Genomic DNA, 2,253 nt, shown 5'->3' with positions numbered 1-2,253 from the left:
GGTCCTCACTAGCCTCCTTGGGGTCGCGCCACCGGCCCAGGCCATCTACAACGGAACCATCCTCAGCCCCAACAAATACCCGTGGGCCGTGAGAATCCAGCTTGTCTATCCCGATGGTGCCGTCGCTACCTGCAGCGGCGCCTTGATCAGCTCCTATGCGGTCGTCACTGCCGCTCACTGCCTTCGCTACAACGGCGGAACGCCACGAACAGCGGACGTCACGTTCCACTATGGATCTCACCCCGGGCAATTCACCGTGCCGGTCCCGGTCTCGCAGGGAGGGCTGATCGTCCACCCGGGTTTCAACGAGTCGTTGCTCAGGAACGACATCGGCGTACTCCATCTGGCGCATCGGGTGGCTGAAGCGCCAATTCCGCTGGCCACAGTGAATCCTCCGGCGAACACCAGCGTCGTGCTAGCCGGCTACGGTTGCCTCGGAGACCCGTTCCTCAGCAATCAAAGCTGCCCTCTCGGCCTGCCGGCCAGCCTCGCGGCGATGTCCACGAGAGTAGTCGCMTCGGGGTCATGTTCGTCCATCACCGGGGAATGGAGTTTCTGCACCTTCTCGCGYGCCAAATCTGCCAACCACGGCGACAGCGGGGGGCCGGTGCTGCGGACGGAAAACGGCGTTCTCAAGCTTGTCGGGATCATCTCCGCCTACGAAGACCCGCCCGCGGCGAAGTACCTCGACTTATCGACATCCATCCCGTACGAGTCATCCTGGATCCGGGCGACCCACAGCGGGGTCTKAGTTGCACAAAAAACACCCTGGAATCCTTGGATTCCAGGGTGTTTCCCGTTGTGCGCGGAGGGGGACTTGAACCCCCACCCCCTTTCGAGGACTAGCACCTCAAGCTAGCGCGTCTGCCATTCCGCCACCCGCGCAGGTGGTAATTCCGAGTTCGTTTCGCCTTTCAGCGTTTTGCTTTTCTCGGAAGCAGCGAGAAAGACTCTAGCACGACTTTTCCGGAAACAAATAATCGGGGTCAGCGGGGGTGGTGTGGGTAGGCTGAAGCAAGCAATTGAGCCACCCGCCACGAGGAGCCGCTATGACTGACCACCGGACCGACATCAGGCCCGAGGACGAGGTCGTCGGGATCTGCCAGGAGCTGATCCGGATCGATACATCCAACTACGGCGACGGCTCCGGCCCCGGTGAACGCGCGGCCGCCGAGTACACCGCCGGGCTCATGGCCGAAGTCGGGCTGGACGCCGAAATCTTCGAGGCGGCCCGGGGGCGGGCCAGCGTGGTGACCCGGCTGGCGGGGGAGGACCCCTCCGCCAGCGCCCTCGTGGTTCACGGCCACCTGGATGTGGTGCCGGCCCTCCGCGAGCAGTGGTCGGTGGACCCCTTCGGTGCCGAACTCAAGGACGGCCTGATCTGGGGACKCGGCGCGGTGGACATGAAGGACATGGACGCCATGATCCTGTCCGTGCTGCGCAACTTCGCCCGCACGGGCCGCAAGCCCAAGCGCGACATCATCTTCGCGTTCTTCGCCGACGAAGAAGCCGGCGGCACCTACGGGGCCCGCTACGCCGTCGACAAGCGGCCCGAACTCTTTGAGGGCGCCACGGAGGCGATCTCCGAGGTCGGCGGTTTCTCCGCGACCATCGGCGGGCAGCGCACATATCTGCTCCAGACGGCCGAGAAGGGCCTCTCCTGGCTCCGCCTCGTCGCCCACGGCCGGGCGGGCCACGGTTCCCAGATCAACACGGACAACGCCGTGACGCGGCTCGCCGGCGCGGTCTCCCGKATCGGTGCCTACAACTGGCCGATCGAACTCACTCCCACCACGCGGCAGTTCCTCGACGGTGTGACCGAACTCACGGGCGTCGAATTCGATCCGGACGATCCGGACAAGATCCTCAAGGAACTCGGTACCGTCGCCCGGTTCGTCGGCGCCACGCTGCAGAACACCACCAACCCCACGCTGCTCAAGGGCGGCTACAAGCACAACGTCATCCCGGAATCCGCCGAGGCCCTCATCGACTGCCGCACCCTGCCCGGGCAGGAGGAGCATGTGCTGGAAATCGTCCGCGAACTCGCCGGGACCGGCGTGGACATCAGCTACGTGCACAACGACGTCTCGCTGGAAGTGCCGTTCGCCGGGAACCTTGTCGATTCAATGATCGACGCCCTGCACTCCGAGGACCCCGGCACCAAGGTCCTGCCCTACACKCTCTCCGGCGGAACGGACAACAAGTCCCTGAGCCGGCTCGGCATCACCGGTTACGGTTTTGCCCCGCTGATGC

1 protein-coding gene, 1 tRNA gene and 1 pseudogene are annotated in these 2,253 nt (G+C 64.7%); 2 read left to right on the top strand and 1 reads right to left on the bottom strand.

Features of this window, described 5'->3' with window-relative positions; translation table 11 throughout:
- Nucleotides 1-43: 43 nt before the first annotated feature.
- Nucleotides 44-715 (top strand): annotated as a pseudogene (locus tag AC1DBQ_RS23020) (S1 family peptidase); the annotation flags it as partial.
- Between the two features lie 87 nt (nt 716-802).
- Here the strand turns inward: AC1DBQ_RS23020 and AC1DBQ_RS23015 are convergent.
- Nucleotides 803-885, bottom strand: a tRNA-Leu gene (locus AC1DBQ_RS23015).
- 164 nt (nt 886-1,049) lie between these two features.
- On the opposite strand from AC1DBQ_RS23015, the gene AC1DBQ_RS23010 reads away from it, so the two are divergent.
- Nucleotides 1,050-2,253, top strand: a 1,204-nt coding sequence (locus AC1DBQ_RS23010) for a M20/M25/M40 family metallo-hydrolase (protein ID WP_476930706.1), incomplete at its 3' end; no start/stop codon positions are given.

The organism is Arthrobacter sp. 10T413_2, assembly GCF_056394205.1.
The sequence above is the reverse complement of the archived record's forward strand: the minus strand, read 5'-3'. Positions and strand labels throughout refer to the sequence as shown.